A 24,752-nucleotide genomic window follows, 5' to 3' on the forward strand; every position below is an offset into this window, starting at 1 on the left:
CCTCCTGATCGGATTACATGTTTTTGATGAGTTCGTCCGCGAATTCAGAACACTTCACTTCAGTCGCACCATCCATGAGACGCGCGAAGTCGTATGTGACGACTTTCGATTCGATCGATGTTTCCATTGATTTGATGATGAGATCTGCTGCTTCGTTCCAACCGAGGTGACGGAACATCATTTCGCCTGACAAGATGACAGATGATGGGTTTACTTTATCGAGTCCAGCGTATTTCGGTGCTGTACCGTGAGTTGCTTCAAAGATTGCGTGACCTGTCATGTAGTTGATGTTTGCTCCAGGTGCGATTCCGATACCACCGACTTGTGCAGCAAGTGCATCCGAGATGTAGTCACCGTTCAAGTTCATTGTCGCAACGACATCGAACTCTTTTGGACGAGTCAAGATTTGTTGTAAGAAGATATCAGCGATTGAGTCTTTTACGATTAACTTACCAGCAGCTTCAGCGTCAGCTTGTGCTTTGTTCGCAGCCTCAGTTCCCTCTTCTTCTTTGATGCGATCGTACTGGTTCCAAGTGAAGACGTGCTCTGCGTATTCACGCTCAGCAAGCTCATAACCCCAGTTTTTGAAAGCTCCTTCAGTGAACTTCATGATGTTTCCTTTGTGAACGAGTGTCAACGAAGCGCGCTTGTGCTCAAGTGCGTATTCGATTGCTGCACGAACGAGGCGTTCTGTTCCCTCTTTTGAAATCGGTTTGATTCCAAGACCAGATGTCTCAGGGAAGCGAATTTTGTTGACACCCATTTCGTTTTGAAGGAATTCAAGCAGTTTTGCAACGCCTTCGCTACCTTCTGCATATTCGATTCCTGCGTAGATGTCTTCAGTATTTTCACGGAAGATGACCATATCTGTATCTTCTGGGCGTTTAACCGGTGAAGGAACACCTGTGAAGTAACGAACTGGGCGAAGGCATGTGTACAAATCAAGCTCTTGACGTAATGCAACGTTCAATGAGCGAATACCGCCGCCGACTGGTGTCGTAAGTGGTCCTTTGATTGCGATGATGTGCTCACGGATGAGATCGAGTGTCTCTTCTGGTAACCAGTTACCTGTTTTGTTGAATGCTTTTTCGCCAGCATAGACTTCTTTCCATTCAATCTTCTTCTCACCGTTATAGGCTTTTTCAACTGCCGCATCAAATACGCGTACCGCAGCATTCCAGATGTCAGGTCCTGTTCCGTCACCAATGATGAATGGAATGATTGGAGCATTTGGAACTTGAAGTGTACCGTTCGTTACTGTGATGTTTTCGCCTTGAAGTGTAGCCATGTCTAAAAATCCCCCTTAAGTAATTGTAATCTACATCAAAAATCAGGAGAGGATTACTCCTCTCCGTCCTTTTAACGTTCTTCGATGGACACATATGTCCGGTGCGTTTCACCCGTGTAGTCTGCACGTGGACGAATCAGACGGTTATCGCTATACTGCTCTAAAATGTGCGCCAACCAACCTGACATTCGACTTACTGCAAAGATTGGAGTGAAAAGTTCTGTATCAAGTCCAAGTGCATGGTACGTAGAAGCGGAATAGAAATCAACGTTTGGTTTCAATCCTTTTTCCGACTGGACGATCTCGTCAATCTTAACTGACATCTCGTACCACTTCGGTTCCCCGATTTGAGCAGTCAGCTGACGACTCATTTCCTGAAGGTGCTTCGCACGTGGATCACCGTCCTTGTAGACACGGTGACCGAAGCCCATGATTTTTTGCTTGTTCTCAAGTTTATTATGAACATACTCGTCAACCTTTTCAACCGAATCAATTTCAAGCAACATCTTCATGACGGCTTCATTCGCTCCACCGTGAAGAGGTCCTTTTAATGCACCCATCGCTGCTGTCACACCTGAGTAGACGTCAGAGAGTGTCGCAACACAAACACGTGCCGTGAATGTCGAAGCGTTCAACTCATGGTCTGCATGAAGAACAAGCGCTTGGTTGAACGCTTTTTCAGCCACTTCTGTCGGCTCTTCGCCTGTCAACATGAACAGGAAGTTTGCAGCGTAAGAAAGACCTGTTTTAGGTGCGATTGGTTCCTGCCCTTTTTTGATACGCGCGTAAGCCGTAACAAGTGTTGCGATTTGCGCTTGTAATTTGATGGCTTTAGCGTAATTCGCCTCTGTCGACATATCTTCTGATGTTTCATCGTAAAGCGCGAGTTGAGAGAGCGCTGTTCGAATCATTGCCATCGCATTCGCCGACTTTGGTGCTGCCTTCATCGTCTCGAGAACGGCAGTCGCAACTGGTGCTTCGGAAATGAGTGCTTCCGACAGTTGCTTCAATTCCTCTTCTTTTGGTAGACGGTCGTTCCATAATAAGAAGACGACTTCCTCAAATGAGGCGTGCTCCGCCAAATCATCAATTGTATAACCGCCGTACGTCAATTGACCATCGATGATCGAACTGATTTTCGATGTCGTCGCGACGATTCCTTCTAAACCTTTAGTTTGCGTCATGACAATAATCCCCCTTTTTTTCCCCAGAAATTTAAAACGCTTTCATTTCCGTATTGAAAAAAAGACGTCCACTCAAGAGTCGTTCCCCATGCTTGTACCGCTGTACTCTTGAATAGACCATCTTGTTTCTGTTCTTAGTATAAACAAAATTACCCAAAAAGTGAATGAACTTGCATACTATTATCAAAAAATTAATTCGTATTCTTTGCTGATCCTGCTCATCCCGTGAACGTTTTTGCGATGATATCCCACATTCCGATGACAAGCGCAGCGATCCCAGCACCAATTAGCGGACCAACGGGTACTCCCCGAAAGAGTCCAACTGCGAGAATCGTTCCTGCAAGCAATGCCGTCGTGACAAGTGGGTCTTCTTTCATCAGACCAACACCATGTGCCGCTACGATCGCAACGAAGATTCCTGATAAAAATGAGATGATGCCGATATGCCCCCGAATACTTTGAATAAGTTCCTTAAATCCGATATCCCCTGCTGCGATCGGTACAAGAATCGCAGCCGTAATCAATGTGACACCCCACGTGATTCCTTTTGCCTGCAAGGATGGAAATAATCGACCATCTAGTCCGATCGCCTTGACGATCAACAGGAAAGCAGCAGCGATGATCAATGATTTATTTTGTGCGATGACCCCGATGAAGACGAGGGCAATCAAAAATAGATAAGCTTCCATACGTCCTCCTCATGAAAAAAAGACGGACATGACCTAAGTCACGTCCGTCATGAATGAATTATGCGTTATACAGTTTACCTGTCAGTGGATCGATTGAGATCATTTGACCGTCTTTGAAGACTGTCAATGCATTTTCAACACCAACGATGACCGGTTTACCGAGTGATGGTCCAACGATACCAGCATGGCTAGTCAATCCACCATCTACTGTGATCATTGCTGCAGCCAATTCGATTGCAGGCATCATGTCACGATCTGTTGAGTTCGTAACGAGGATCATGCCTGGTTTCGCTTTCGCATTTGCTTCTTCAGCATTGTTTGCAATGACGACTTCACCAACAACACCACGTTCGCCGATTCCGCGACCGTTTGCGATCTCTTTACCAACGATGTGAACTTTTAGCATGTTCGTTGTACCAGCAGTCAAAGCAGGGATACCAGCCGAGATGACGACGAGGTCACCGTCTGTAACAAAACCAGCATCTTTCGCTGTATCTGCAGCAAGTGTCAACATATCATCCGTGTTGTCTGAGAGATGATCGACGACGATTGGATACACACCCCATACGATGTTTAACTGACGTGCGACACGTGCGCTTGGTGTAACAGCGACGATGTTCGGCTCCGGACGGTATTTCGAGATACGTGATGCTGTGTAGCCCGATTGTGTCGGTGTCAAGATTGCTTTTGCATCCAAGTTGATTGCTGTGTGCGTAACGGCTTGAGCGATCGCATCCGTTACTGTGTGCTCACTGCGAGTTTGACGATCTTTCAACAAGAGTTTGTAGTCGAGCATTTTTTCTGTACGTTTTGCGATCGAGTGCATCATTTTGACAGATTCAATCGGGTAGTCCCCTGCTGCTGTCTCACCTGAAAGCATGATTGCATCCGTACCATCAAGAATCGCGTTCGCGACGTCTGATGCTTCGGCACGTGTTGGACGTGGGAAACGTTGCATTGAATCAAGCATTTGTGTTGCTGTGATGACCGGTTTACCAAAGTCATTACAAAGCTTGATCAAGTCTTTTTGAGTTGGTGTTACGTCCTCTGTCGGGATCTCGATACCGAGGTCACCACGCGCTACCATCAAACCGTCTGAAATCGCGAGAATTTCTTCGATGTTATCGACGCCTTCTTGGTTCTCGATTTTCGGGAAGATTTTGATGTGAGTCGCATTGTTTTTCTCAAGCAATTGGCGAATCGCAACGACGTCAGACGCACGGCGTACGAATGATGGTGCGATTAAGTCGACATCGCTCTTGATTCCGAATTCGATATCAGCTACGTCTTTATCTGTCAAAGCAGGAAGGTTAACCTTCACGTTTGGCAAGTTGACACCTTTTTTCGTTTTGATGACACCTTCGTTTTCGATAGAGCAACGAAGTTCACGGTTTGGAAGTTTTTCAACGACACGAAGACCGATGAGACCATCATCAAGCATGATCATCGAACCAACTTCGACGTCATCATAAAGTCCTTCATACGTAACAGAGAACTTATCTTTTGTTCCGACGATTTCGTTTGCGTCACCACTGACGACGATGACTTCTTGTCCACGTACGAGAAGTGCTTTTCCATCTTCGAACGTATGCGTCCGGATTTCTGGACCTTTCGTATCAAGAAGAATCGTAACGATTTTGTTTGCTTCTTTTGCTGCACGACGGATATCTGTGATTCGTGCACCGTGTTCTTCATAATCGCCGTGTGAGAAGTTCAAACGAGCGACGTTCATACCTGCTTCGATCATTTCTGGGAGACGTTTTTCTGACGCCGGTCCGATCGTACATACAATTTTAGTTCTGCGCATTTTCCATAAACCTCCTACGGTGTTTGGCCAAGTTCTCTTGCCCATTCCAATCCTATCGATGTTCGTTAAATCGAAAGCTGTTTTGAAAGCTCAAGGATTTCAAGATCCAGCTCATGTTTGTTTGCGTCGAGTGCCTCATCGATATCGAGATCAATCATCTTGCCACCACGTACACCTACGACACGTCCTTGTTTTCCTTGAAGTAGGATTTCGATGGCATGTGCCCCCATCCGACTTGCAAGTACACGGTCCGCTGCCGTCGGTGCTCCACCACGTTGAACGTGACCAAGAACCGTGACGCGTGTATCGAGACCTGTTTCTTTTGCGATAGCGTCTCCCACGTCCTGAGCACGACCTGCACCTTCAGCGACGATGACGATCGAGTGTTTCTTACCGCGGTTGACACCACTTTGAATGCGATCGAGCACTTCTTTTAAATCTTCAGGACGTTCAGGAACAAGAATCGATTCTGCTCCACCAGCAAGTCCTGCATATAATGCGATATCACCCGCATCGCGTCCCATGACTTCAATGACATACGTCCGCTCATGCGACGATGCTGTATCACGGATTTTGTCGATCGCTTCAAGCGCAGTATTGAGCGCTGTATCAAAACCGATCGTATAGTCCGTTCCAGGAATATCGTTATCGATCGTACCTGGAAGTCCGATTGTCGGGAAGCCAAGTCCAGTCAATTTTTGGGCACCACGATACGACCCGTCTCCGCCTACGACGACGAGTGCATCAATTTCAAATTTCTTAAGATTGACGACCGCTTTTGCTCGTCCTTCTTCTGTACGGAACTCAGGGCAACGTGCTGAACGTAGGAACGTTCCACCTCGTTGAATGATGTCACCGACTGATCCAAGGTTCAACTGGACGATGTCCCCGTTGATTAATCCTTGATACCCGTTGTAGACACCGAATACTTCTAAGCCATGAAAAATCGCTTTACGCGTGACAGCACGCACCGCGGCGTTCATACCTGGTGCATCACCGCCACTCGTTAAGACAGCAATCCGTTTTAAACTCACGTTAATCACCTCTCCATTAATCTGAATCTAAAATAGCACGTTGTTTTCTTGTTTTACAACAGGGCAGATTGCATAAACTTTCACTATCTTTTTCATCATCAATTCCGGAAATGAGGAATATCAATCATGATAGCGATTACATGGTGCTTATGTGCCAATTTGGTGATATTTTTCGGTCCGTTGATCGAGGAGCTCTTCCTTGGTCAGATGAACCAAAGTTTCGAGCTTCTGTACCAAGACAGATTTTAATTTATCCGCCTGTAATGACACATCAAGATGTGCTCCTCCGATGACTTCAGGAATGATAGCATCCGCGATTCCAAGGCGTAACAAATCAGGTGCTGTGATTTTCATCGATTCTGCAGCCTTTTCCGCAAGACTCGCATCTTTCCACAATAATGCTGCAGCACCTTCAGGAGAGATAACGGAATACGTCGAGTTCTCAAGCATCAAGAGTTGATCACAAACGCCGATTCCTAAAGCACCACCTGAACCGCCTTCACCAATGACAATCGAGATGATTGGCACAGTCATCCCAGCCATCTCAAACAAGTTTTTCGCGATGGCTTCACTTTGACCGCGTTCTTCTGCCGCACGTCCTGGATATGCTCCTTTCGTGTCAATGAACGTAATGATCGGTCGGTTGAATTTTTCCGCTTGTTGCATGAGACGCAGTGCTTTCCGGTACCCTTCTGGATGTGGCATCCCGAAGTTACGACGAATGTTCTCTTTTGTATCTTTTCCGCGTTGATGACCGATGATCGTCACGGGACGACCATTTAGCGTTCCGATTCCACCGACGATTGCTGCATCATCATACCCATGACGATCACCGTGCAGTTCGATGAAATCTTCACAAATCGATTCAATGTAATCGAGTGTCGTTGGACGTTCTGGATGACGTGCCAACTGAACACGATTCCACGCTTTCATATTCCCGTAAATATCGAGTTCTAACCGATGAAGGCGTTCTTCAAGAAGTTGCAGTTCTTCCTTGAAATCAAGTCCTTGCGTTTCCGCCATGTCATGAAGCTCAAGAATTTTTTCGCGTAACGCGATGACTGGTTGGTCAAATGGTTGCATGGTTCGTTCCCTCCGCATGTAGCTTTAAGATTCGCGTATAGTACGTCTTCAGATCGTGTCGTGATACGACATCGTCCAGTTGACCTGCTTGCAATAAGAATTCTGCTGTTTGGAAATCTTCCGGTAGTTTTTCACGAATCGTCTGTTCGATGATCCGGCGACCCGCAAATCCAATCAACGCACCCGGTTCAGCAATGTTGAAATCACCTAGCATCGCAAAACTTGCTGATACACCACCGGTTGTCGGATGGGTCATACAAGAAATATAGAGTAACCCTGCATCTGAATGCTGTTTTAAAAAGAGACTCGATTTCGCCATCTGCATGAGACTGACCATTCCTTCTTGCATCCGTGCCCCACCTGAAGCAGAGAATATCGTGACAGGTAGACGATGTTTCGTCGCATAACGAACAGCTTCAGAAATTGCAGCACCAACGGCAGCTCCCATCGAGCCCATCCGGAATCGCGCATCCATGACACAAGCGACGAGTGGGTGACCATTCACATTCCCGACGCCACAGACGATCGCTTCCTTAAGACCCGTTCTGACTTGATCTCCTTTTAATTTTTCCGGATAGTCCTCAAATCCGAGGGGATCCGCTTGAACTGCTGGCAGATCAAAATATGTTACCGAACCTTCATCAAATAATTGCGTAAAACGTTCTTGCGCAGTCAATGGATGATGATATCCACATGAACAGACGCGTAGGTTCGCTTCTAGTTGTTTCGTATATTGGATCAATTTACATTTCGGACATTTTGTCATTAAGCCAACAGGCACATCGACACGTTGCTCCTTTGAAGTCAACGTGACGAACTTTTTAGGTTTTCGAAAAAATGCTTGCACGTTCAGTTCCCCCTTGTCATCTATGGGCGGTTCAAGAGTTGTTCCCGTTCCACTTGCGTATAGAGTTCCCCTTGACCGAAGCTTTTATGGAAGGCATTGACTTGTCGCCAGATTCGTTCAAACAGATCGTTATCGACCGTCTGAATCAACGTCTCACGAAACGCTGCATCGGATGCAACGACTGGTGCAAGCACCGAAAGGTCATCCAGCTGCGCGAGCGCTGCTTGCTCAAGCAAGCGGAGCGTTCCTGCCAAGTCTTCGAACTTCGAATCGCCAGTCACTAAGAATTGAGCGATGATTTGAATATAGGTATGATCGTCACGGTTCAACAGAAAGCTTCCGCCTCCGTGCCGTGTCTCGACGATGCCTAAATAAGCGAGCGTCCGTAATGCTTCTCGTACGGACGGTCGGCTGATGGATAGTCGTTCTGCCAGTTCCCGTTCTGATGGGATTCGGTCTCCTGGAACTAATCCATCTTGTTCGATCATCAATTTAATCGCCGCGATATTGGCTTCAAACGCATTTCGTTTCTTCTCCATATCGATACGGCACCACCTTTCTGACCCTTCAGTCGGTTGCTTTAATCGGTGGCATTGGTCAGACCAATTACCCTTTATTATAACAAATCTTATTACCTACTACTAGTTTGAGCGAGGCACATTTTTCAGGACAACATGATCCTCACCAAACTGCATACGTAGACGAGCTAATAATTCCTCATCATGCCGAACCGCATAAAGTGGGGGTAACGATTTCGTCTCGCGTGAATCAGCGTAGCGAACGACGACTGGAATATCGCCTGGCGCAGCTTCTAACAATTGTTCGAGTGTGGCTAGCTCATTTTTTGATGTTAGCTTGACGAACAATACATCTTGTCCGAGTGGCCGGAGCCGTTCCAAAATGAATTGGCGCTCCCCTTCACGATCTTGAACCTTCAACTCGATCAATAAGACATTCCCTAAATAAAGAGAACGACGGAACCGCTCAAATTGACTTGGGAATACGACGACTTCTTCATTTGAATACCCATCGACCGCTTGAATGACCGCCATCTCTTGACCGCGTTTCGTCTTGAATTCTCGGATTTGATCAATATAGCAGATTAAATAATGTGTGTCTGCTCCGACACTAAGATCATGAAAATAAGCAGATTCGACTGGTGCTTTCATCGCTGTCGTCAAAGGAGAATACGTTAACCAGAATCCGAGTGCATCTCGTTCCAGGCGTGCCCAGTCGGAATCGCTTCGTTTCGATGACTTCTGTGTCCGGCGTTTCCCGAGGATTGCCAGTTCGTCCGGTAATAAGGTATTCGATGATTCCGTGAAGTACTCGAGCACCTCTTGTTCAGCGAGTCCACGATCGCCGTGCGTCGCTCGGTCTAATGCGCCACTATAAAGTAGTGATTCGATTTTTGCTCGTTCCTTTTTACCCCATCCGACATGAGTCAATAGATCGGCGATCGTCGCCGTGTGCTTCGACGCTTCTTTTAACCGTTCGAACTCTCGCTCGGAAATACCTTTAATCACATGGATTCCAAGTCGAATCCCCTTTCCCTCTAGTGAAGAACGATAATCGGAAATCCAGACGTCCGGTGATAGGACAGGGAGACGTCGTTCGCGCATCAACCGGACGAGGCGTTCCGGTTGTTCCACCGAAACGAGAAAGAAAATTTGCGGGAAATGCGCTTTGATATACCCAAGGGCATAACTAATCTTTGAGTAGGCGACTGCATGACTTCGGTTAAATCCATATCCGGCAAAACGTTCGATTTGTTCATAAAGTGAATGTGCTACTGTATCATCGAATCCATTCGTTCGTGCACCTTCTAAAAAATGGAGACGTTCCTGTTCGAGCGAATCCGTACTCTTCTTGGAAATCGCACGTCGTAATATATCTGCTTGAGCAAGCGTAAAACCAGCCACTCGGCGTGTGATTTCCATGACTTGCTCTTGGTAGACGATGATGCCATATGTCGACGCCAGCACCTCTTCTAATACAGGATGTACCATCTGATAAGGTTGACCGGCTTTTCGTTTTGCGTACAGATCAATGAATTTCATCGGTCCTGGACGATAGAGCGACATCGTGGCGACCAAATCTTCAAATCGATTCGGTTTCACTTCTCGCAATGTTTGTTTCATGCCTGGTGATTCGAATTGGAAGATATCATCCGTCTCAGCGCGGGCAAAGACTTGGAACGTCGCACGATCTTCTTCTGGAATTTGCGAGAGCGTAAAAGAGGGGTGTTCTCGTCGAATCAATTCTTCCATCCGACGCAAACGACTAAGATTGCGCAGCCCCAGCAAGTCAATCTTCAGTAATCCTTGACGTTCTAATGCTTGCATCAGAAACTGCGTCACGTATCGCTCGTTCGGTCCTGTCTCTAAGGGTGTCGTCTCGACGAGATTCTCTGACCCGATGACGACGCCGGCTGCGTGAACCGAACGTTGTCGCGGGAGACCTTCGACTGCTTGCGCTAGCTGTAAGAGTTGTCGACGTTTTTCACTTCCAGAGAACCAGCGATACGTCTGTTTATTTTGTTCGATTCCTTGTAACGTCGTCGATTTTCCAAGCTGCTTGACTGCAGCATCCAGTTCATCTTTTGAAAACTCCAGTGTTCGTCCGACATCTCGCAGAGCGGCTTTGGCACCAAGCGTTGATAATGTTCCGATTTGGGCGACATGGTCTTTTCCGTAACGCATCACGAGATCTTCTAATACCTCTTCGCGTCGTTCATCTTCGATATCAATATCGATATCCGGCATCGAAATCCGCTCTGGATTCAAAAACCGCTCAAAGAGTAATCCATATTTCAACGGATCAACCGTCGTGATTCCAAGCGCATAACTAACGAGAGAGCCTGCTGCCGACCCACGACCAGGTCCAACATGAATGCCTTTCGCCTTTGCTCGTCGAATAAGTTCCTCGACGATCAAGAAATAATCAGCAAATCCGGTTTGTTCGATGATGGACAGTTCATAGGCGAGGCGTTCCTCCGCCTCTTTACTTTCATGACCGTGTGCCAGTAATCCTTCTTCAGCATGCGTCCGTAGCATCGCATTCGAATCTTCTGCGACGCGCGGTAATGGACGTTGCTGGAACGGTAACTCTAAGCGTTCAGATGTCGCGGCAAATTGCTCAGCCATCGTGATTTCTCGCTCCGTAAAGTCTTCGAGTAACTCTTCTCGAGTCTTTAAATGCATCAGACGATCTGTTTTTTGATCTTGGAACGTCGTTGCTTCACGGATCGCACGTATTGCTTGATAAGCTGGGGCTTCAGCTCGATGAAGATAACGGACAGGATCGACCGGGATTGTCTCTACACCGAGTGATGCGGCTACTTCCCGATAACGCATGCGACTCTCTCGCTCGACCGTCGAGCGACTCGAAGTCACTCCCATATATGTACGCGCTCCTCGAACGTGTCCCATCCACTGCACGACGGAACGACGTAGACGTGTCATATCTTCCGATGCCTGACGAAGCGGAACGAGCACCGCAATGAGCGACGAGGCTTCAATAACCGGTTGTTCACTAGCTAATCGGTACAATTGCCGTAAGCCATCAGAAGAAAAAGCAAACCACAAGATACAACAGTCTTCTTCCTCGATTCGCTGTTCCCAGCCAATGACCGGTTGTAACTGTCGACGCTGACACGCCTCGATGAATGCCGGAACTCCGGTTAATGTCGTTTCACAGATGATCGCTCGTCCAAGCTGACGATGAACAAGCTCATCGAGGTACGTCTCGATTCGAATCAAACTTTGTAAGGGACTATATTGTGTCCGGACATTTAAGTGCATCTTCTATTCTCCTCTCTCTTCTGATGAAAGCTTAAAAAGTTTTCAGAACATTCATATCTAACTAACTCAAGTACTCGCCATCTGATTTATTATTCGCTACAATAAGTATAGAAATATCATGACGGGTACGGAAGGAGCATTTCTCATGATTTTGAATCGTAGTCAAATCGCACGTGAAAAGGTTGAACAACTAAAGTTAGGTGTTACTGCTTTTACTGAAACGGAAGAAATCGCTGAGAAGATTCGCAAGTCGGTCGCTGAACTTCAACTGAATGTCATTGAAGACCACACAGATCGTGGCGTATGGTTCATTCCGCAAGAAGAAACAAAAACGAAATAAGCATAAAAAGGCTGTTCGCTCCGCTTCCTCACGAGAGGAATGAGACCGAGCAGCCTTTTTTCCATTTAAAACTGGAAGTTTGCAGCGACCTCATTCAGACGATTAACGACACGTTCAACTTCACTTAACTGTTCAATCGTCGCACCAGACGCCATTGGATGTCCACCGCCATTGAATTCTTTTGCTACTTCATTGATGACTGGACCCTTCGAGCGAATTCGGACGCGAACTTCCATATCTGTTTCGAGGAACAGCGCCCAGCACTTCATTCCTTGTAAACCGGCAAAACTATTGACGAGTAACGATGCTTGTTCGACCGTTGCTCCAAATTGCTTCAATGTATCCTGTGTCAAAACGACATAACCGACGCCTTTATCCGTCAATTGGATCTGTTGAAGAACATATCCTTGTAGATGAAGCGCCGCCAGTTCTGTTTGGTACATGTTCCGATACAACCAATCTGTATCAATCCCTACATCAATCAATTGCGCCGCGACTTCAAACGTTCGTTTCGTCGTACCACGGAATTGAAAACGTCCCGTATCACCGACGATTCCCGCATAGAATTGAATAGCAGCTGATGCCGGAATGTCGTATTCCCATTCATTCAATAGATGAACGAGCAGTTCCGATGTCGAACTCATCGTCGTATCGACGAGTTGCACTGACGCGTATGGATCCTCATCGGGATGATGGTCGATTTTAATGACATCTTTTCCTGTCATCGCGATCTTCCCATCAATCCGTGCTTGATTCGCCGTATCCAGAATCACGACTAACGCCTCTTTGTATAATTCGTTCTCTATCCGATCGAGCTTCCCCATAAATGACAATGATGTCGCCATCTCACCTGCCGACAAGACTGTTTTCTCAGGAAACTGGTGTTGCAATGTCAATTGTAAGCCGAACTGACTACCGAGTGCATCGGGATCTGGTCGTTCGTGACGATGAATGATGATCGTATTTGCAGCTTCAATCATTTGTTTGATTTGCTCTTTCACTGTGCACAGCTCCTCTAATCTTGATATGATACTAGATGAAGACAAAAAGGAGGTCCTTTTAACATGCAATTCATCCTCATCGCCCTCATCGTTTTCTCGCTTGGTGGGTATTTGTTAGCAAAACGCCGCGCGTTCCATACGAAAAGTACGAACCGAAAATACTTGTTCAATACACAAGCGAGCATTTGGTTGAGTCTGTTCGTCATCCTATTTGCCGTCAATCAGTTCGTTTCCGGGAACGGATTAACGACACTCGTCGGAAAAGTGGTCTGTTCTATTTTAATCGTCGTCGGTGTTGCTTCATTCATCGCTGGATTCATCCGTTACAAAAAGATTTATCCATATGTCGTCCGTGAGATGGAGCAATCCTGAGCGAGATTCAGAGGAACCGAAGTCAATAGACTTCGGTTCTTTTTGTATTCACTTAACGATCGATGAGTTGCGAAGTCACGAGTGCTTTCGCAACGATTTGTGTACCTTGATACATTTCGACATCGACTTTCCCGAATTTCCGACCAACGTCAAAGACATTGGCCCGGATCGTTACCGTGCTCTCGATCTGAACAGGTTTAATGAAATAGATGCTGACGTTTTCAATGACAAGGTCACCTTTCTTCATGTGACGCAACATTCGCGTCGCCCCTTCGACGAGAAGCGTCGTCAATACACCACTTGAAGCAGTCCCCATGAAATTCGTCATTTGTGGAGAAACCTCAAGGGATAAGTACGGTCCCCGTTCGTCCTCTGCCGCTTTAATCTGCCCTGTGATCAGATCATCGAATGTCTCCCCGACCTGCGGCTGGCGATTCGCTAGTTGCAACGCCTTGAGGACATCTTGACGGCTAATGATCCCAAGCAATCGCCCATACTGGTCAATGACCGGTAACATTTCGATGCCTTCCCATACCATCTGATGCGCAGAATTTGTGACACTCGTTCGAATGCCGACCGTAATTGGATGCCGCGTCATGACTTTTTCAACAGCCCAGTCATGTGGACGGTCAATGATGTCCTTCGCCGTCACGACACCGACGACCTTCATTTGTTCATCGATGACAGGGTAACGATTGTGTTTCGTCTGTTCGTTCAACTCGTGCCAACGTGAAATCGGATCCGTCGTCTGTAAATAGAACGTATCATGTAAAGGAATCAAGATATCCGAGACGAGTAAGATTTCTTTTTTGATCAATCGATCATAAATCGCTCGGTTGATCATCGTTGCGACCGTAAATGTATCGTATGACGTCGAAATGATTGGTAACTCCATCTCATCCGCCAATCGTTTTGCATCCTCCGTTGTATCAAATCCACCAGTGATCAATACAGCGGCTCCTGCTTCAAGCACGAGTTCGTGTGCTTTTTCACGGTTCCCGATGATGACGAGACTGTCGACATCGATGTAACGCATCATCGCTTCAAGCTTCATTGCGCCAATGACGAATTTCGTCAATGTCTTGTGTAATCCATTTCTTCCACCGAGAACTTGACCATCGACGATATTCACGACCTCCGCGAATGTCAGCTTCTCAATATTTTCTTTTTGTTTCTTTTTGATTCGAATCGTTCCGACTCGTTCGATCGTCGAGACGAACCCAAGATTCTCCGCTTCCTTGATGGCGCGATAGGCCGTTCCTTCGGATACGGTCAAGTCCTTCGCGATTTGTCGGACGGAAATCTTCGTTCCGACATCAAGATCTTCGATATGTCGAATGATCTGTTCGTGTTTCGTAGGCATACTGTATCCCTTCTTTTCCTTTTTTCTACTCTCCTGTCATTATACTGTACTACTCTAAAGATGAAAACGTGTACTAGTCTGATTTACGAGAAATGTTTTTCGAATCGGACGATGGTATACTTATGTAGAAAATGAGTAGAGAGGTGGAGTCACATATGAGCGAACGTACGAATTACATTAGTGCTTTCTTGAAAGAACAAGGAATCGATTTAGCCGTCATTACTTCAAAGGCAAATGTCTTTTACTTTTCAGGAGTCTACGCAGAACCTCACGAACGTGTCATGGCAGTCCTCGTTGATGTAACCGGCAAACATGTATTATTCTGCCCGGCACTCGAAGCAAGTATCGTTGCAGCGAGTCCTTGGGAAGGAGACGTCGTCACGTATGAGGATCATGAAAATCCATTCGATCGTTTAGCTGAATTATTCAAGACATTTGAACATTCGAACAATCGGATCGGTATTGAAGGTGAACATATGACGTTTAGTCGATATCAAGAACTGAGCTCACATCTTGAAAATGCAGCCATTCTTGATATTGGTGAGTCCTTACAAGCGCTTCGCTTGAAGAAAACACCGGAAGAAATCGCTATCCTTCAAGAAGCAGCAGCACTTGCGGATGAAGCGATCGAAATCGGTAAACAAGCGATCCGTCCAGGTATCACGGAAATCGAAGTCATTGCGGAAATCGAATATGAAATGAAGAAAAAAGGCGTCCGCGAGATGTCGTTCGATACGCTTGTCCTATTTGGTGCAAACAGTGCTGATCCACACGGTGTCCCAGGTGACCGCGTCATCCAAGAAGGCGATTTCGTCCTATTCGATCTCGGTGTCATTTGGAAAGGCTACTGTTCAGACATTACACGGACCTTCATTTATGGTCAGGCAAGCGAAGAACAGACGAAAATCTATGAAACGGTCCGCCAAGCACTTGAAGCCGCAACAAAAGCGAGTCAAATCGGTACGACACTCGGCTCGTTGGATAAAGCAGCCCGCGACGTCATCACAGAGGCTGGTTACGGTCAGTACTTCACACATCGCGTTGGTCACGGACTCGGAATCGAGGTTCACGAATTCCCGTCCCTCGCTTCAAACAACTTACTGACGGCTGAAGCTGGTATCGTCTACACGCTCGAACCAGGTATCTATGTTCCCGGAGTCGGCGGCGTCCGGATCGAAGATGATATCCATCTTACTGCGGAAGGTCCGGTTGCGTTAACTCGCACACCAAAACACCTTCAATCGATTCCATCATCTTAAATCAGTAAAAACACCTAATCCAAGCGATGGATTAGGTGTTTTTTATTTACTTACGGGATTGATGGACGACATTGACGCCCCCTGTCACATCAAGAATCGCACCTGTGATCATACTTGATTCTTCTGCGAGTAAGAAGGAGATGGCGCGAGCGATATCTTCCCCGACACCCGTTCTTCCGACTGGTGTTTCTTCATCTTGCTCTGCTTCGGAAATCCGTTTCGTCTTGTTATCACCGACGATGTTCCCCGGATTGACCATGTTGACCGTAATGCCGTGCTCTGCCTCTTCAAGCGCCACACTCTTCGTCAAACTCACCATCCCGCTTTTAGCAGCAGCGAACGCCGCCCGGCACACCCATCCTGGCGCTGTCGCACTTTCCGGAAAACCATACGTGATGATTCGACCATAGGCTTGCTTACGCATGACGGGTAATACTTGACGTAATAACCAGAAACTAGCGGTCAGATTCCCGGTAATGACTTCATTCCATTCTTGATCGCTATAATCTACTAATGCTTTCCGCTCGAATATATATGGTCCTGCATTAAGTATCAACGCATCAATCCGACCTTGCTCGTTAATCGCTTGTTGAGCTGCGTGTTCCACTTCTTCTTGGTTCGTCACGTCTGCTTGAATCGTCACAAGATTCGGATGTGTAAACTCGGGTTCAGAACGATGGAACGCTGTTACTTTCCATCCTTCTTCCAATAAATGGCGTGTTACTCGTTCTCCCAGTCCTTTTGTACCTGCTGTAATTAACGCGTGCCTCATCTTGGCATCGCCCCCTTTCACTGACTCCATCTTACGACGGAATGGAAAGGTAGGACAATTTTTAGAACTCGTTGAATGTTTCGTCCGCTTCCAGTAAGAGAATGGTATAATTAGGGTGTACTCATCATATCGATTACGAAGGGATGGATTCATCATGGCAATCGTCTATCATAATGTACTTGTAGCAGTAGATGGCTCAAAAGAGGCAGAACGTGCCTTCGAGACGGCAATCGATGTTTCATTGCGAAATGATGCAAAATTGATCATCGCACACGTCATTGATACACGGACGTTCGCAACAGTAGAAGCATATGACCGTACCATCACGGAACGTGCTGAATCTTACGCGAAGGAATTGCTAGACGAATATGTCAAGACCGCTCAAGACCGCGGTGTACAGGAAGTCGAAGTTGCAATTGAATACGGTTCTCCAAAAGTCACGATTGCCAAAAAACTTGCTCCTAATCACGATGCTGATTTAATCATCTGTGGCGCGACCGGCTTAAACGCTGTTGAGCGTTTCTTCATCGGTAGTGTCTCTGAAAGCATTACGCGTTACGCAAAATGTGATGTCTTGATCGTTCGTTTATGAACCACTCTTCTATCAAACAAAGCCTCTCTCCCTTCATCTCAAAGGAAGAGAGGCTTTTTGACGACCTGCTTAAACAAAAAACCATCGAACCGATGTCCGATGGTTTGAAATCATTTGTATTTTACTGTAACGGTACGACGACCCCAGTTGAATGCTTCTGAACGAGAGTAGTAAAGGATATCCATCTTCTTACCTTTGATGGCACCGCCAGTATCAGCAGCTGTATATGTCCCTTTCAACTTCCCTTTGTAATACACTTTGACTGTCGAACGAAGTGGAATGACACGTGGATCAACAGCTACGACTTTCTTTTTCGAGCTTTTGATGTTCCAACCGATTGCTGTCAGGTTACCACTGCCTGGATCATACGGTGTATAGGCTGTCGCACTCACGTTCGTGACTGTTTTCCAACCGCCCGTAGATTGTTTTTTTGATCCGCTTGACGTCACGACCTTCGAGTAACTCGCGCTAAGATAAGCCGTCTTACCTTTGTAGCTTACTTTGTACCAGTTCCCTGTTTTTGCTTTGTACGATAACGTTTGGTTCTTATATAGAAGACCGAGTTTCTTCGAAGAAGTAGTAGCTTTTTGACGAATGACTAGGCTATCGACTGTTGACTTGACGCTTTTCTTAGTTGCAGCCTCTGCTTGAAGACCTGCGAACGAACTGAGTGCTAACACGACCGTTAAAACACTTGCGAGCATTCGTTTCATCATGTATTTTCTCCTCCATCATTGTTTCGTGTTTGTTAACTGAGATTAATATACATGACAAAAGCAAGTAGTGCCGTTACATATAGACCACAAAAATATGTCTGTACTATTACCGTTGTGTTACAAAAGACTCATTTTTTTAAGAAATGACCCTTTTTTAGGTTTATTTTTACGATGATGACGCTTCTTTTTTCGTTGTATGACAAACGTCGTAACAATAGATCATACGTTCGCATATTAACTTTCTAGGATTTCATCAAAAAAAAGGACTAAATCGTCGTATTAACGATTCAGTCCTTTTTAAAAATTATGCGTTTTGAGCAACCAATCCACCAATACGAACTGTATCGCGTGCGATCATCAATTCTTCATTCGTTGGAATGATAATGACTTTGACTGGTGAGTGTGGGTAGTTAATGAAGAGTTCTTCTCCATGAGCTCCATTGTTGAGTGATGGATCCCAGTAAACGCCCATAAATTCGAGACCACGTAGGACACGCTCACGGATTGAATCTGAGTTTTCCCCAACACCAGCTGTGAAGATAATGGCATCAACACCATTCATCTCAGCAGCATATTGCCCGATGTATCCGTGGATACGGTTCGCGAAGATACGGAGTGCCATCTCTGAACGGTGGTTTCCTTCCTTCGCAGCCGTTTGGACGTCACGCAAGTCACTTGAAAGACCTGAGAGTCCGTAGATTCCAGACTCTTTGTTCATGACGTTCAAGACTTCTTCCGCTGTTTTCCCTGTTTTCTCCATCAAGAATGGAATCAAAGCCGGGTCAAGTGAACCAGAACGTGTTCCCATCGTGATTCCTTCAAGCGGTGTGAAGCCCATCGTCGTATCGATTGATTCGCCACCCGAAACTGCTGCGATTGATGCTCCGCTACCTAAGTGACATGAGATCAAACGAAGGTCTTTTAATGGACGACCGAGTAATTCAGATGCACGTTCCGTAACATATTTGTGGCTCGTACCGTGGAAACCATATTTACGGATACCGTATTCTGTGTAGTAATCATACGGTAAGCTGTAAAGGAAGTTTTCTTCTGGCATCGTTTGATGGAACGCCGTATCGAAGACCGCCACTTGTGGCACTTCCGGAAGCAATGCTTGAAATGCCCGGATTCCGATCAAGTTTGGTGGAATGTGAAGTGGTCCGAGTTCTGTATACGACTCGATATCTTGCATGACTTCATCCGTGATCAATACAGAGTCTGCATATTTTTCTTTACCATGAAGAACACGATGTCCGACACCTTTAATCTCATCGTAAGACGAGATGATTCCGAACTCCATTAATTTTTCGAGTGATAACTCGACTGCTTCTTTATGTGTTGCAAGCGGGAGGACATCTGTATACTTTTGTCCTTCACCATATTTAATCGTAAAGATTGCATCGTCTTTACCGACACGTTCAATGAGTCCGACTGCAATCATCGTTTCGTTCGGCATTTCGAGCAATTGGAACTTCAAAGACGAACTACCTGCGTTTACCGCCATAATTTTTGCCATGATTTTTCCCCTTTTCCATTTGAATCCAATGAACATTCACATCTGTTTAGGTTTTCTTCTATTTCTGTTCTACAACTAGAATAGTCAAATTAACGACAGATTTCAATCACTTTGCGTAATTCATTTTAATTCTGTGTTAATCCATTCATCAATCTGTTTCACCATACCACCAAACGCACGGGCATCTGTGAAAGATGGTAGTTCAGCAAGTAACGCTTGGTTTGGCATCTTCATACCGGCTAAATGATTACGGACGATCAAATAACTTTTTGCTGCCTGTTCTTGTTTGAACATGGTTAACGGCAATTGTAAAATGCCGATGACGTGCGCTTTTGATTCAAAGTACTGTTTCAACTTGCCTTCCGTATCATGCTGGAACAAACCGTTCGGAATGACAAAAACACCGAACCCACCTGGTTTGACGTATTGCATCGCTTGTTCGATCAATAAGAAATGACTATAGCTCATACCCTCATCTCGTTTCAAGATGTAAGAAGCAGCAGCCTCTTCATCCGGATAATAACCGACTGGGAGATCAGCCATCGCAAGATCAACTGGATCTAGCAACAAAGGTCGTAACGCATCTTGATGCGTATACGTAACAGGATAGTCGAGTAATTCCGTTACCGCTGCCGATAAACGAATTAACGTCTCATCTACCTCAACTGCTTCAGCAGATGTGCCCGTCGAAAGCTGACTCAAGACAGCGTGTAACATACCACCTGTTCCACTTCCTAATTCAAGTAGTCGGATGTCCTCCTTACCTACCAATTTCCCGATTAGATAACCAGCAAACAAAGCGACGCTGTCTGGCGTCGGCAAATGGTTCGGTTGCGCTTGTTTCATCCCTTCTAAAATAGCAAGCGATACTGCCTTTCGAATGACCTCTTTGTCTACATTTTCAGTATGGCGATCGTTCAACCGGTCAATCACAGTCGTCAACGCTTCTAGGTAAGGCATATCAAGATCACGTTCGATTTGTTTTGTTTGACGTGTTAATTCCTTATATAACTTTTCTAACGGCTCCATGTACGTCATCCTCTCCAAAACGAAACGGCCCCCCGTAGAGCGGGAGCCGTTTCTATCATTAGTTCCATTGTAACGCTTCAGCGTCGTTTGTAAACCATTCTTACTTCGCTTCACGTGCTGCAGCGAGTGCTGCTTCGAAATTTACCTCATCCGTTGATTCTTCGAGGTATTCGACATACGTGATTTCGTTGTTCGAATCTAAGACGAAGACAGAGCGAGCAAGCAGACGTAATTCTTCGATTGCCACGCCGTACTGTGTACCGAATGAAAGATCACGGTGATCAGACAATGTCACGACTTGATCAAGACCACTTGACGCACACCAACGACGTTGCGCGAACGGAAGGTCGTTTGAGATCGTCATGACCGTCACACCTTCGATTTTAGCTGCTTCTTCGTTAAATTTACGAGTCTGTGCATCGCATACCCCTGTATCGATTGATGGGACGACACTGATGATTCGAACACCTTGGTATGTATCACGTGTTACAGGCGATAAGTCGTTAGCTAACACTTGAAAGTCCGGTGCTGTTTGTCCGACTTGAACCGCTGTCCCTTGAAGTGTGATTGGATTTCCTTTAAACGTTGCCATATGAATTCCCCTTTTCCCCTGATTGGATATACTGTATTTTCTATTTAACTATAGGAATGATCTGCGAAGATGGCAAGTATTCTGCCATAATTGATGGACTTCAGTACCCGTCTTTCTAAAAAACAGGTATAATAAAAGAGTTCATGAAACGCTTTCAAGGGGGAATTGACCATGGCTCGAAATAATGTCTACCTGTACTACCGAAATACACAAAGACACGAGACGCAGGTGCGAAAGTTGATTGATGTCGGTACACGATACGGACTGAATGTCGTCCAAGATCATCGACAAGCAAACATCATCGTCTCGATTGGTGGAGATGGGGCTTTCTTGCAAGCGGCACGCTTCACAGGTTTCCGTGATGATGCGATCTATGTCGGATTCGCTGAAGGACCAAACTCGTTCTACTGTGACTTTGATATCAATGATCTTTCTGCGGTCGAAGCAATCTTTAAAGAGACGGGCAATCGTGTCTCGGATGGCGAAATCGAAGTACGTCGTTATCCACTACTTGAAGCATCCATCAACGGTGGACCACCGATGCTTTGTCTGAACGAATGTTCCGTAAAGTCGAGCATCATCAAATCACTCGCAATCGAAGTCTATATCGATGACTTCCTGTTTGAGACGTTCCGCGGGGATGGAATGGTCATCTCAACACCGACGGGCTCTACGGCTTATAACAAGTCACTTTCTGGTGCGATCGTCGATCCATTGATCCACTGTCTTCAAGTCAGCGAGATCGCTTCCGTTAACAATAACCGGTACCGGACACTCGGTTCTGCTTTCCTATTGAACCGCGGACGGAAACTCTCGTTACGCATCATTGAGGACGGAAACGATTATCCGATCATCGGGATGGATAATGAAGCACTCAGCCTGACACGAACAGATTCAGTCGATATCCAGCTCTCTGAAAAAGAACTTAAAACCGTCAAATTGACGAACAATACATTTTGGCATAAGATTCAACGCTCATTCTTATGACAACAAAAAAATCTGCCTCCTCGGGGCAGATTTTTTTATTGCGTCTTCCGTTACGTCACCCCTTATACTCCAATCAAAGGAGGTACACAGATGATGTATTCCACTCAGGAAATCGCCAAACTTACCGGCGTCACAAAACGAACGCTTTATCATTATGAGACGTTCGGTCTCCTTGTGCCAAAGCGCAACGATGCCGGTCACCGATATTATAGCAGTGAGGATCTTTTACGTTTACAACAAATCCTTCTCTATCGCTCTCTTGATTTTCCGCTGTCAGAAATCCAAAGATTACTTACACAATCTGACTCCAGTCATCACACGATATTGAAAAAACAAATTGTACTACTTCAAGAAAAAGCTTCGCATTATCAGATGCTCGCTCAACTCGCTGAACAAACATTACTCACTTTAATAGGAGGACTCCCCATGAAAGATGAACAATTATTCCGCGGTTTACGTCACGAAGAGATCGTCATGCACGAAAAACAACATGCAGATGAAGTCCAACAACACTACGGTGACACCGACGCATATCGAATCAGTGCAAAAAGACAAAAACAACGTACCCCAAATGAGAAAGAAAGACTTAGCGCCATGCACAAACAACTCGATCAACGCTTGACGATCCTTTACCGCGACGGACGTGCGGCATCTGATCCGGACGTTCAACAGGTCGTCAAGGAACAACATGACTTCATCGATACGTACTATTACCCATGTGAGTTATCTATTTTTGAGTCACTCGGTCAGATGTACGTGTCCGACGAACGGTTTCGCGCTTATTACGATGCGTATGCACCTGGACTATCTTCTTTTTATTCAGAAGCTATTTCGCACTATACAGAAGCAACATCAAACTAAGGTTGCTTCTGCCTGATAGACGATTTTACCAGCTTGGACAGTCTCCACTAAACGGTTATTCAAGATGGCTTCACCACGCAAGCGATAGAAGTCTTCTTCAAAGATGACGAAATCGGCATCGTATCCTGGTAGGAGTAATCCTTTGCGTCCATGTGTCTCGGTCGCGAGATGTGGATTTTTCGTAAAGAGTAACAAGGCTTCGTACATCGATAACGTCTCATTCGCCTTATTGACACGTCCCGCTGTTCCTTCCGTCGCTGCATACAGGGAACGCCGGACATCGGGGTCAGAGATCGGCGCATCTGCCCCACCGCATAATAATGCGCCGGTCTCAGCTAACGAACGTAAACGATAACTCCAGTCTAAGCGGTTCAATCCGAGTCGATCGACGATAAAGTCTGCGTCATCCAGTAAAAAGACCGGTTGAACGTCAATCAAGACCGGTAACTTCCGAATTCGTGCAAGCGTTTCTGGTCGAACGACCGTCGCATGAATGATCCGATCCCGCTTGCCTTTTGGTGCTGGATATTTCTCGAGCACCTGTACGAATCGTTCAATCGCTAAATCACCGATGACATGTGCCGCAACTGTAAACCCGTAACTACGTGCACGCTTGACGAGTTGTTCGAGTTGTTCTGGTGTATGCACTTCGATACCACGTGTCGTCGGATCATCAGAATAACCACGACCGAGAAGAGCTGTCCGTCCTCCGAGTGCGCCGTCGACGAATAGTTTCATCGCACCAATTGACATCGTTGATGGCAAAATTGGTTGCTGTTGCACGAACTCATCGATGACAAGATGATGAACGAGTAGATGTGTATGGAAGCCTGTCTCTTCTGTCACTTCTTTATATGCTTGGAGGATTTCCGCGACATCTCCGTGATACGATAAATCTTCTGTGTGTGCCGCAATGATGCCGTATTGATACAAACTCTTGATTGCTGATCGGAGTGACGATTTGTTTCGCTCTAAGTTTCCAGCTTGTAACGCATACAAAGGTTCAAGCGCCGCATCGTACAAAAATCCGTCAGCTTCGCCGTTATCCGATAAGCCGATCTTTCCACCATCGATGACAGTCGATGCTTTATAGCCGAGCTGTTGGAATAAAACATCGTTGACAAGTGCGGTATGCCGGTCTGTCCGTTTTAATAAGGCAGGAGCGTCCGGGAACAACTGATTCAGCCATGCTTTTGTCGGCGCACGGTCAAGTTTCGTTTCGTCATATCCTTCCGCCACGTGAATCCCATTGATTGGTTCTGCCTTGAGGAAAGCTTGTCCTAATGCTTCAAGCGTCGTATAACGCGAGGCATCGACACGGTTGATCGCTTCCCCGTAACCAATCAGATGAATATGTGCGTCTGTGAAGGCTGGATAAACAGCTTTTCCGTTCAAGTCTTGAATCTGATCAATACGTCTACCGAAACGTCGACGTAGTTTTCCTTCCTCCCCCATTGCGATGATCCGCGTCTTCTCGACGAACATCGCTGAATGGACGTCCTCTTCATGTGCCATCGTTCGAATCAATCCGTTTACGTATAGTGTTCCCATTCTACTCACTCCTCTTTTTACAAAAATAGGGTGACCATGACGGTCACCCTGAATTGTCAATCCTGA

At 46.0% G+C, this 24,752-nt stretch carries 23 protein-coding genes; 6 read left to right on the top strand and 17 right to left on the bottom strand.

Annotated elements, in window-relative coordinates; genetic code table 11:
* Window positions 1-13: 13 nt before the first annotated feature.
* The 9 genes from icd to dnaE all read right to left on the bottom strand — a co-directional run bounded on the left by icd (window position 14) and on the right by dnaE (window position 11,735).
* Entirely contained in the window at window positions 14-1,288 is a 1,275-nt protein-coding gene (gene icd / locus ACN9MT_RS11625; protein ID WP_426272221.1) for an NADP-dependent isocitrate dehydrogenase, read from the bottom strand.
* Between the two features lie 71 nt (window positions 1,289-1,359).
* Window positions 1,360-2,472 (bottom strand): citrate synthase, encoded by a 1,113-nt coding sequence (gene citZ / locus ACN9MT_RS11630; RefSeq protein ID WP_035406285.1) that lies wholly within the window; start codon window positions 2,470-2,472, stop codon window positions 1,360-1,362.
* A 218-nt stretch (window positions 2,473-2,690) separates the two neighbouring features.
* A complete protein-coding gene (locus tag ACN9MT_RS11635; protein WP_035406282.1) occupies window positions 2,691-3,161 on the bottom strand; it encodes a DUF441 domain-containing protein in 471 nt (156 codons plus the stop codon).
* Window positions 3,162-3,219: 58 nt separating this feature from the next.
* Entirely contained in the window at window positions 3,220-4,968 is a 1,749-nt protein-coding gene (gene pyk / locus ACN9MT_RS11640; RefSeq protein WP_035406280.1) for a pyruvate kinase, read from the bottom strand.
* A gap of 65 nt (window positions 4,969-5,033) precedes the next feature.
* Entirely contained in the window at window positions 5,034-6,002 is a 969-nt protein-coding gene (pfkA, locus tag ACN9MT_RS11645; RefSeq protein ID WP_035406276.1) for a 6-phosphofructokinase, read from the bottom strand.
* 147 nt (window positions 6,003-6,149) lie between these two features.
* Window positions 6,150-7,085, bottom strand: coding sequence for an acetyl-CoA carboxylase carboxyl transferase subunit alpha (gene accA, locus ACN9MT_RS11650; protein ID WP_035406271.1), 936 nt, complete (start codon window positions 7,083-7,085; stop codon window positions 6,150-6,152).
* Window positions 7,072-7,932: an acetyl-CoA carboxylase, carboxyltransferase subunit beta gene (gene accD, locus ACN9MT_RS11655; RefSeq protein WP_056062672.1), complete on the bottom strand. Its 861-nt coding sequence runs from the start codon at window positions 7,930-7,932 to the stop codon at window positions 7,072-7,074. Before accD ends, accA begins: the two co-directional genes overlap by 14 nt.
* Before the next feature lie 20 nt (window positions 7,933-7,952).
* Window positions 7,953-8,471: a FadR/GntR family transcriptional regulator gene (locus ACN9MT_RS11660; RefSeq protein ID WP_035406263.1), complete on the bottom strand. Its 519-nt coding sequence runs from the start codon at window positions 8,469-8,471 to the stop codon at window positions 7,953-7,955.
* 102 nt (window positions 8,472-8,573) lie between these two features.
* A complete protein-coding gene (gene dnaE, locus ACN9MT_RS11665; RefSeq protein WP_426272222.1) occupies window positions 8,574-11,735 on the bottom strand; it encodes a DNA polymerase III subunit alpha in 3,162 nt (1,053 codons plus the stop codon).
* 145 nt (window positions 11,736-11,880) lie between these two features.
* Here dnaE and ACN9MT_RS11670 point away from each other — a divergent pair, with 145 nt between their 5' ends.
* Window positions 11,881-12,075, top strand: a complete 195-nt coding sequence (locus tag ACN9MT_RS11670; RefSeq protein ID WP_035406258.1) for a hypothetical protein — start codon at window positions 11,881-11,883, stop codon at window positions 12,073-12,075.
* A 65-nt stretch (window positions 12,076-12,140) separates the two neighbouring features.
* Here the strand turns inward: ACN9MT_RS11670 and ACN9MT_RS11675 are convergent, their stop codons facing one another.
* Window positions 12,141-13,076 (bottom strand): DHH family phosphoesterase, encoded by a 936-nt coding sequence (locus ACN9MT_RS11675; RefSeq protein ID WP_426272223.1) that lies wholly within the window; start codon window positions 13,074-13,076, stop codon window positions 12,141-12,143.
* Window positions 13,077-13,139: 63 nt separating this feature from the next.
* Here ACN9MT_RS11675 and ACN9MT_RS11680 point away from each other — a divergent pair, with 63 nt between their 5' ends.
* Window positions 13,140-13,448 carry a YtpI family protein gene (locus ACN9MT_RS11680; RefSeq protein ID WP_035406252.1) on the top strand — a complete coding sequence of 103 codons (309 nt, stop codon included), beginning with the start codon at window positions 13,140-13,142 and terminating at the stop codon, window positions 13,446-13,448.
* Window positions 13,449-13,500: 52 nt separating this feature from the next.
* On the opposite strand, the gene ACN9MT_RS11685 is transcribed toward ACN9MT_RS11680, so the two are convergent.
* The gene (locus tag ACN9MT_RS11685; protein WP_023469046.1) at window positions 13,501-14,811 is read right to left on the bottom strand and encodes a DRTGG domain-containing protein; all 1,311 of its coding nucleotides are present in this window, start codon (window positions 14,809-14,811) and stop codon (window positions 13,501-13,503) included.
* Between the two features lie 155 nt (window positions 14,812-14,966).
* Here ACN9MT_RS11685 and ACN9MT_RS11690 point away from each other — a divergent pair, with 155 nt between their 5' ends.
* Window positions 14,967-16,070 (top strand): M24 family metallopeptidase, encoded by a 1,104-nt coding sequence (locus ACN9MT_RS11690; protein WP_035406247.1) that lies wholly within the window; start codon window positions 14,967-14,969, stop codon window positions 16,068-16,070.
* A gap of 46 nt (window positions 16,071-16,116) precedes the next feature.
* Here the strand turns inward: ACN9MT_RS11690 and ACN9MT_RS11695 are convergent, their stop codons facing one another.
* Entirely contained in the window at window positions 16,117-16,842 is a 726-nt protein-coding gene (locus tag ACN9MT_RS11695) for an SDR family oxidoreductase (protein WP_426272224.1), read from the bottom strand.
* Window positions 16,843-16,996: 154 nt separating this feature from the next.
* Between ACN9MT_RS11695 and ACN9MT_RS11700 the strand changes: the two genes are divergently transcribed.
* The gene (locus tag ACN9MT_RS11700) at window positions 16,997-17,434 is read left to right on the top strand and encodes a universal stress protein (RefSeq protein ID WP_029342342.1); all 438 of its coding nucleotides are present in this window, start codon (window positions 16,997-16,999) and stop codon (window positions 17,432-17,434) included.
* A 110-nt stretch (window positions 17,435-17,544) separates the two neighbouring features.
* Here ACN9MT_RS11700 and ACN9MT_RS11705 read toward each other — a convergent pair whose 3' ends face one another.
* The 4 genes from ACN9MT_RS11705 to tpx form a co-directional block, all read right to left on the bottom strand.
* Window positions 17,545-18,150: a 3D domain-containing protein gene (locus ACN9MT_RS11705; protein ID WP_035406242.1), complete on the bottom strand. Its 606-nt coding sequence runs from the start codon at window positions 18,148-18,150 to the stop codon at window positions 17,545-17,547.
* A gap of 304 nt (window positions 18,151-18,454) precedes the next feature.
* Complete coding sequence (locus tag ACN9MT_RS11710) at window positions 18,455-19,666, bottom strand: acetate kinase (RefSeq protein WP_426272225.1); 1,212 nt, start codon at window positions 19,664-19,666, stop codon at window positions 18,455-18,457.
* Window positions 19,667-19,786: 120 nt separating this feature from the next.
* Window positions 19,787-20,695, bottom strand: coding sequence for a class I SAM-dependent methyltransferase (locus ACN9MT_RS11715; protein ID WP_426272226.1), 909 nt, complete (start codon window positions 20,693-20,695; stop codon window positions 19,787-19,789).
* A gap of 100 nt (window positions 20,696-20,795) precedes the next feature.
* Window positions 20,796-21,293: a thiol peroxidase gene (gene tpx / locus ACN9MT_RS11720; protein ID WP_155960139.1), complete on the bottom strand. Its 498-nt coding sequence runs from the start codon at window positions 21,291-21,293 to the stop codon at window positions 20,796-20,798.
* A 165-nt stretch (window positions 21,294-21,458) separates the two neighbouring features.
* Between tpx and ACN9MT_RS11725 the strand changes: the two genes are divergently transcribed.
* Window positions 21,459-22,274, top strand: a complete 816-nt coding sequence (locus tag ACN9MT_RS11725) for an NAD kinase (RefSeq protein ID WP_023469054.1) — start codon at window positions 21,459-21,461, stop codon at window positions 22,272-22,274.
* A gap of 90 nt (window positions 22,275-22,364) precedes the next feature.
* Complete coding sequence (locus ACN9MT_RS11730; protein ID WP_329468861.1) at window positions 22,365-23,135, top strand: MerR family transcriptional regulator; 771 nt, start codon at window positions 22,365-22,367, stop codon at window positions 23,133-23,135.
* On the opposite strand, the gene ACN9MT_RS11735 is transcribed toward ACN9MT_RS11730, so the two are convergent.
* Window positions 23,127-24,686 carry an amidohydrolase gene (locus tag ACN9MT_RS11735; RefSeq protein WP_329468862.1) on the bottom strand — a complete coding sequence of 520 codons (1,560 nt, stop codon included), beginning with the start codon at window positions 24,684-24,686 and terminating at the stop codon, window positions 23,127-23,129. The two genes, ACN9MT_RS11730 and ACN9MT_RS11735, sit on opposite strands and share 9 nt — an antisense overlap.
* Window positions 24,687-24,752 lie beyond the last annotated feature (66 nt).

The sequence above is a fragment of the Exiguobacterium sp. R-17 genome (assembly GCF_049913315.1).
Taxonomy (GTDB): Bacteria; Bacillota; Bacilli; order Exiguobacteriales; family Exiguobacteriaceae; genus Exiguobacterium_A.

What these genes read in the sequence shown, in the direction of transcription:
- icd (WP_426272221.1), bottom strand. Translation starts at nt 1,288, where the DNA reads ATGGCTACACTTCAAGGCGAAAACATCACAGTAACGAACGGTACACTT.
- citZ (WP_035406285.1), bottom strand. Translation starts at nt 2,472, where the DNA reads ATGACGCAAACTAAAGGTTTAGAAGGAATCGTCGCGACGACATCGAAA.
- ACN9MT_RS11635 (WP_035406282.1), bottom strand. Translation starts at nt 3,161, where the DNA reads ATGGAAGCTTATCTATTTTTGATTGCCCTCGTCTTCATCGGGGTCATC.
- pyk (WP_035406280.1), bottom strand. Translation starts at nt 4,968, where the DNA reads ATGCGCAGAACTAAAATTGTATGTACGATCGGACCGGCGTCAGAAAAA.
- accA (WP_035406271.1), bottom strand. Translation starts at nt 7,085, where the DNA reads ATGCAACCATTTGACCAACCAGTCATCGCGTTACGCGAAAAAATTCTT.
- ACN9MT_RS11660 (WP_035406263.1), bottom strand. Translation starts at nt 8,471, where the DNA reads ATGGAGAAGAAACGAAATGCGTTTGAAGCCAATATCGCGGCGATTAAA.
- dnaE (WP_426272222.1), bottom strand. Translation starts at nt 11,735, where the DNA reads ATGCACTTAAATGTCCGGACACAATATAGTCCCTTACAAAGTTTGATT.
- ACN9MT_RS11670 (WP_035406258.1), top strand. Translation starts at nt 11,881, where the DNA reads ATGATTTTGAATCGTAGTCAAATCGCACGTGAAAAGGTTGAACAACTA.
- ACN9MT_RS11680 (WP_035406252.1), top strand. Translation starts at nt 13,140, where the DNA reads ATGCAATTCATCCTCATCGCCCTCATCGTTTTCTCGCTTGGTGGGTAT.
- ACN9MT_RS11685 (WP_023469046.1), bottom strand. Translation starts at nt 14,811, where the DNA reads ATGCCTACGAAACACGAACAGATCATTCGACATATCGAAGATCTTGAT.
- ACN9MT_RS11690 (WP_035406247.1), top strand. Translation starts at nt 14,967, where the DNA reads ATGAGCGAACGTACGAATTACATTAGTGCTTTCTTGAAAGAACAAGGA.
- ACN9MT_RS11695 (WP_426272224.1), bottom strand. Translation starts at nt 16,842, where the DNA reads ATGAGGCACGCGTTAATTACAGCAGGTACAAAAGGACTGGGAGAACGA.
- ACN9MT_RS11700 (WP_029342342.1), top strand. Translation starts at nt 16,997, where the DNA reads ATGGCAATCGTCTATCATAATGTACTTGTAGCAGTAGATGGCTCAAAA.
- ACN9MT_RS11705 (WP_035406242.1), bottom strand. Translation starts at nt 18,150, where the DNA reads ATGATGAAACGAATGCTCGCAAGTGTTTTAACGGTCGTGTTAGCACTC.
- ACN9MT_RS11710 (WP_426272225.1), bottom strand. Translation starts at nt 19,666, where the DNA reads ATGGCAAAAATTATGGCGGTAAACGCAGGTAGTTCGTCTTTGAAGTTC.
- ACN9MT_RS11715 (WP_426272226.1), bottom strand. Translation starts at nt 20,695, where the DNA reads ATGGAGCCGTTAGAAAAGTTATATAAGGAATTAACACGTCAAACAAAA.
- ACN9MT_RS11725 (WP_023469054.1), top strand. Translation starts at nt 21,459, where the DNA reads ATGGCTCGAAATAATGTCTACCTGTACTACCGAAATACACAAAGACAC.
- ACN9MT_RS11730 (WP_329468861.1), top strand. Translation starts at nt 22,365, where the DNA reads ATGATGTATTCCACTCAGGAAATCGCCAAACTTACCGGCGTCACAAAA.
- ACN9MT_RS11735 (WP_329468862.1), bottom strand. Translation starts at nt 24,686, where the DNA reads ATGGGAACACTATACGTAAACGGATTGATTCGAACGATGGCACATGAA.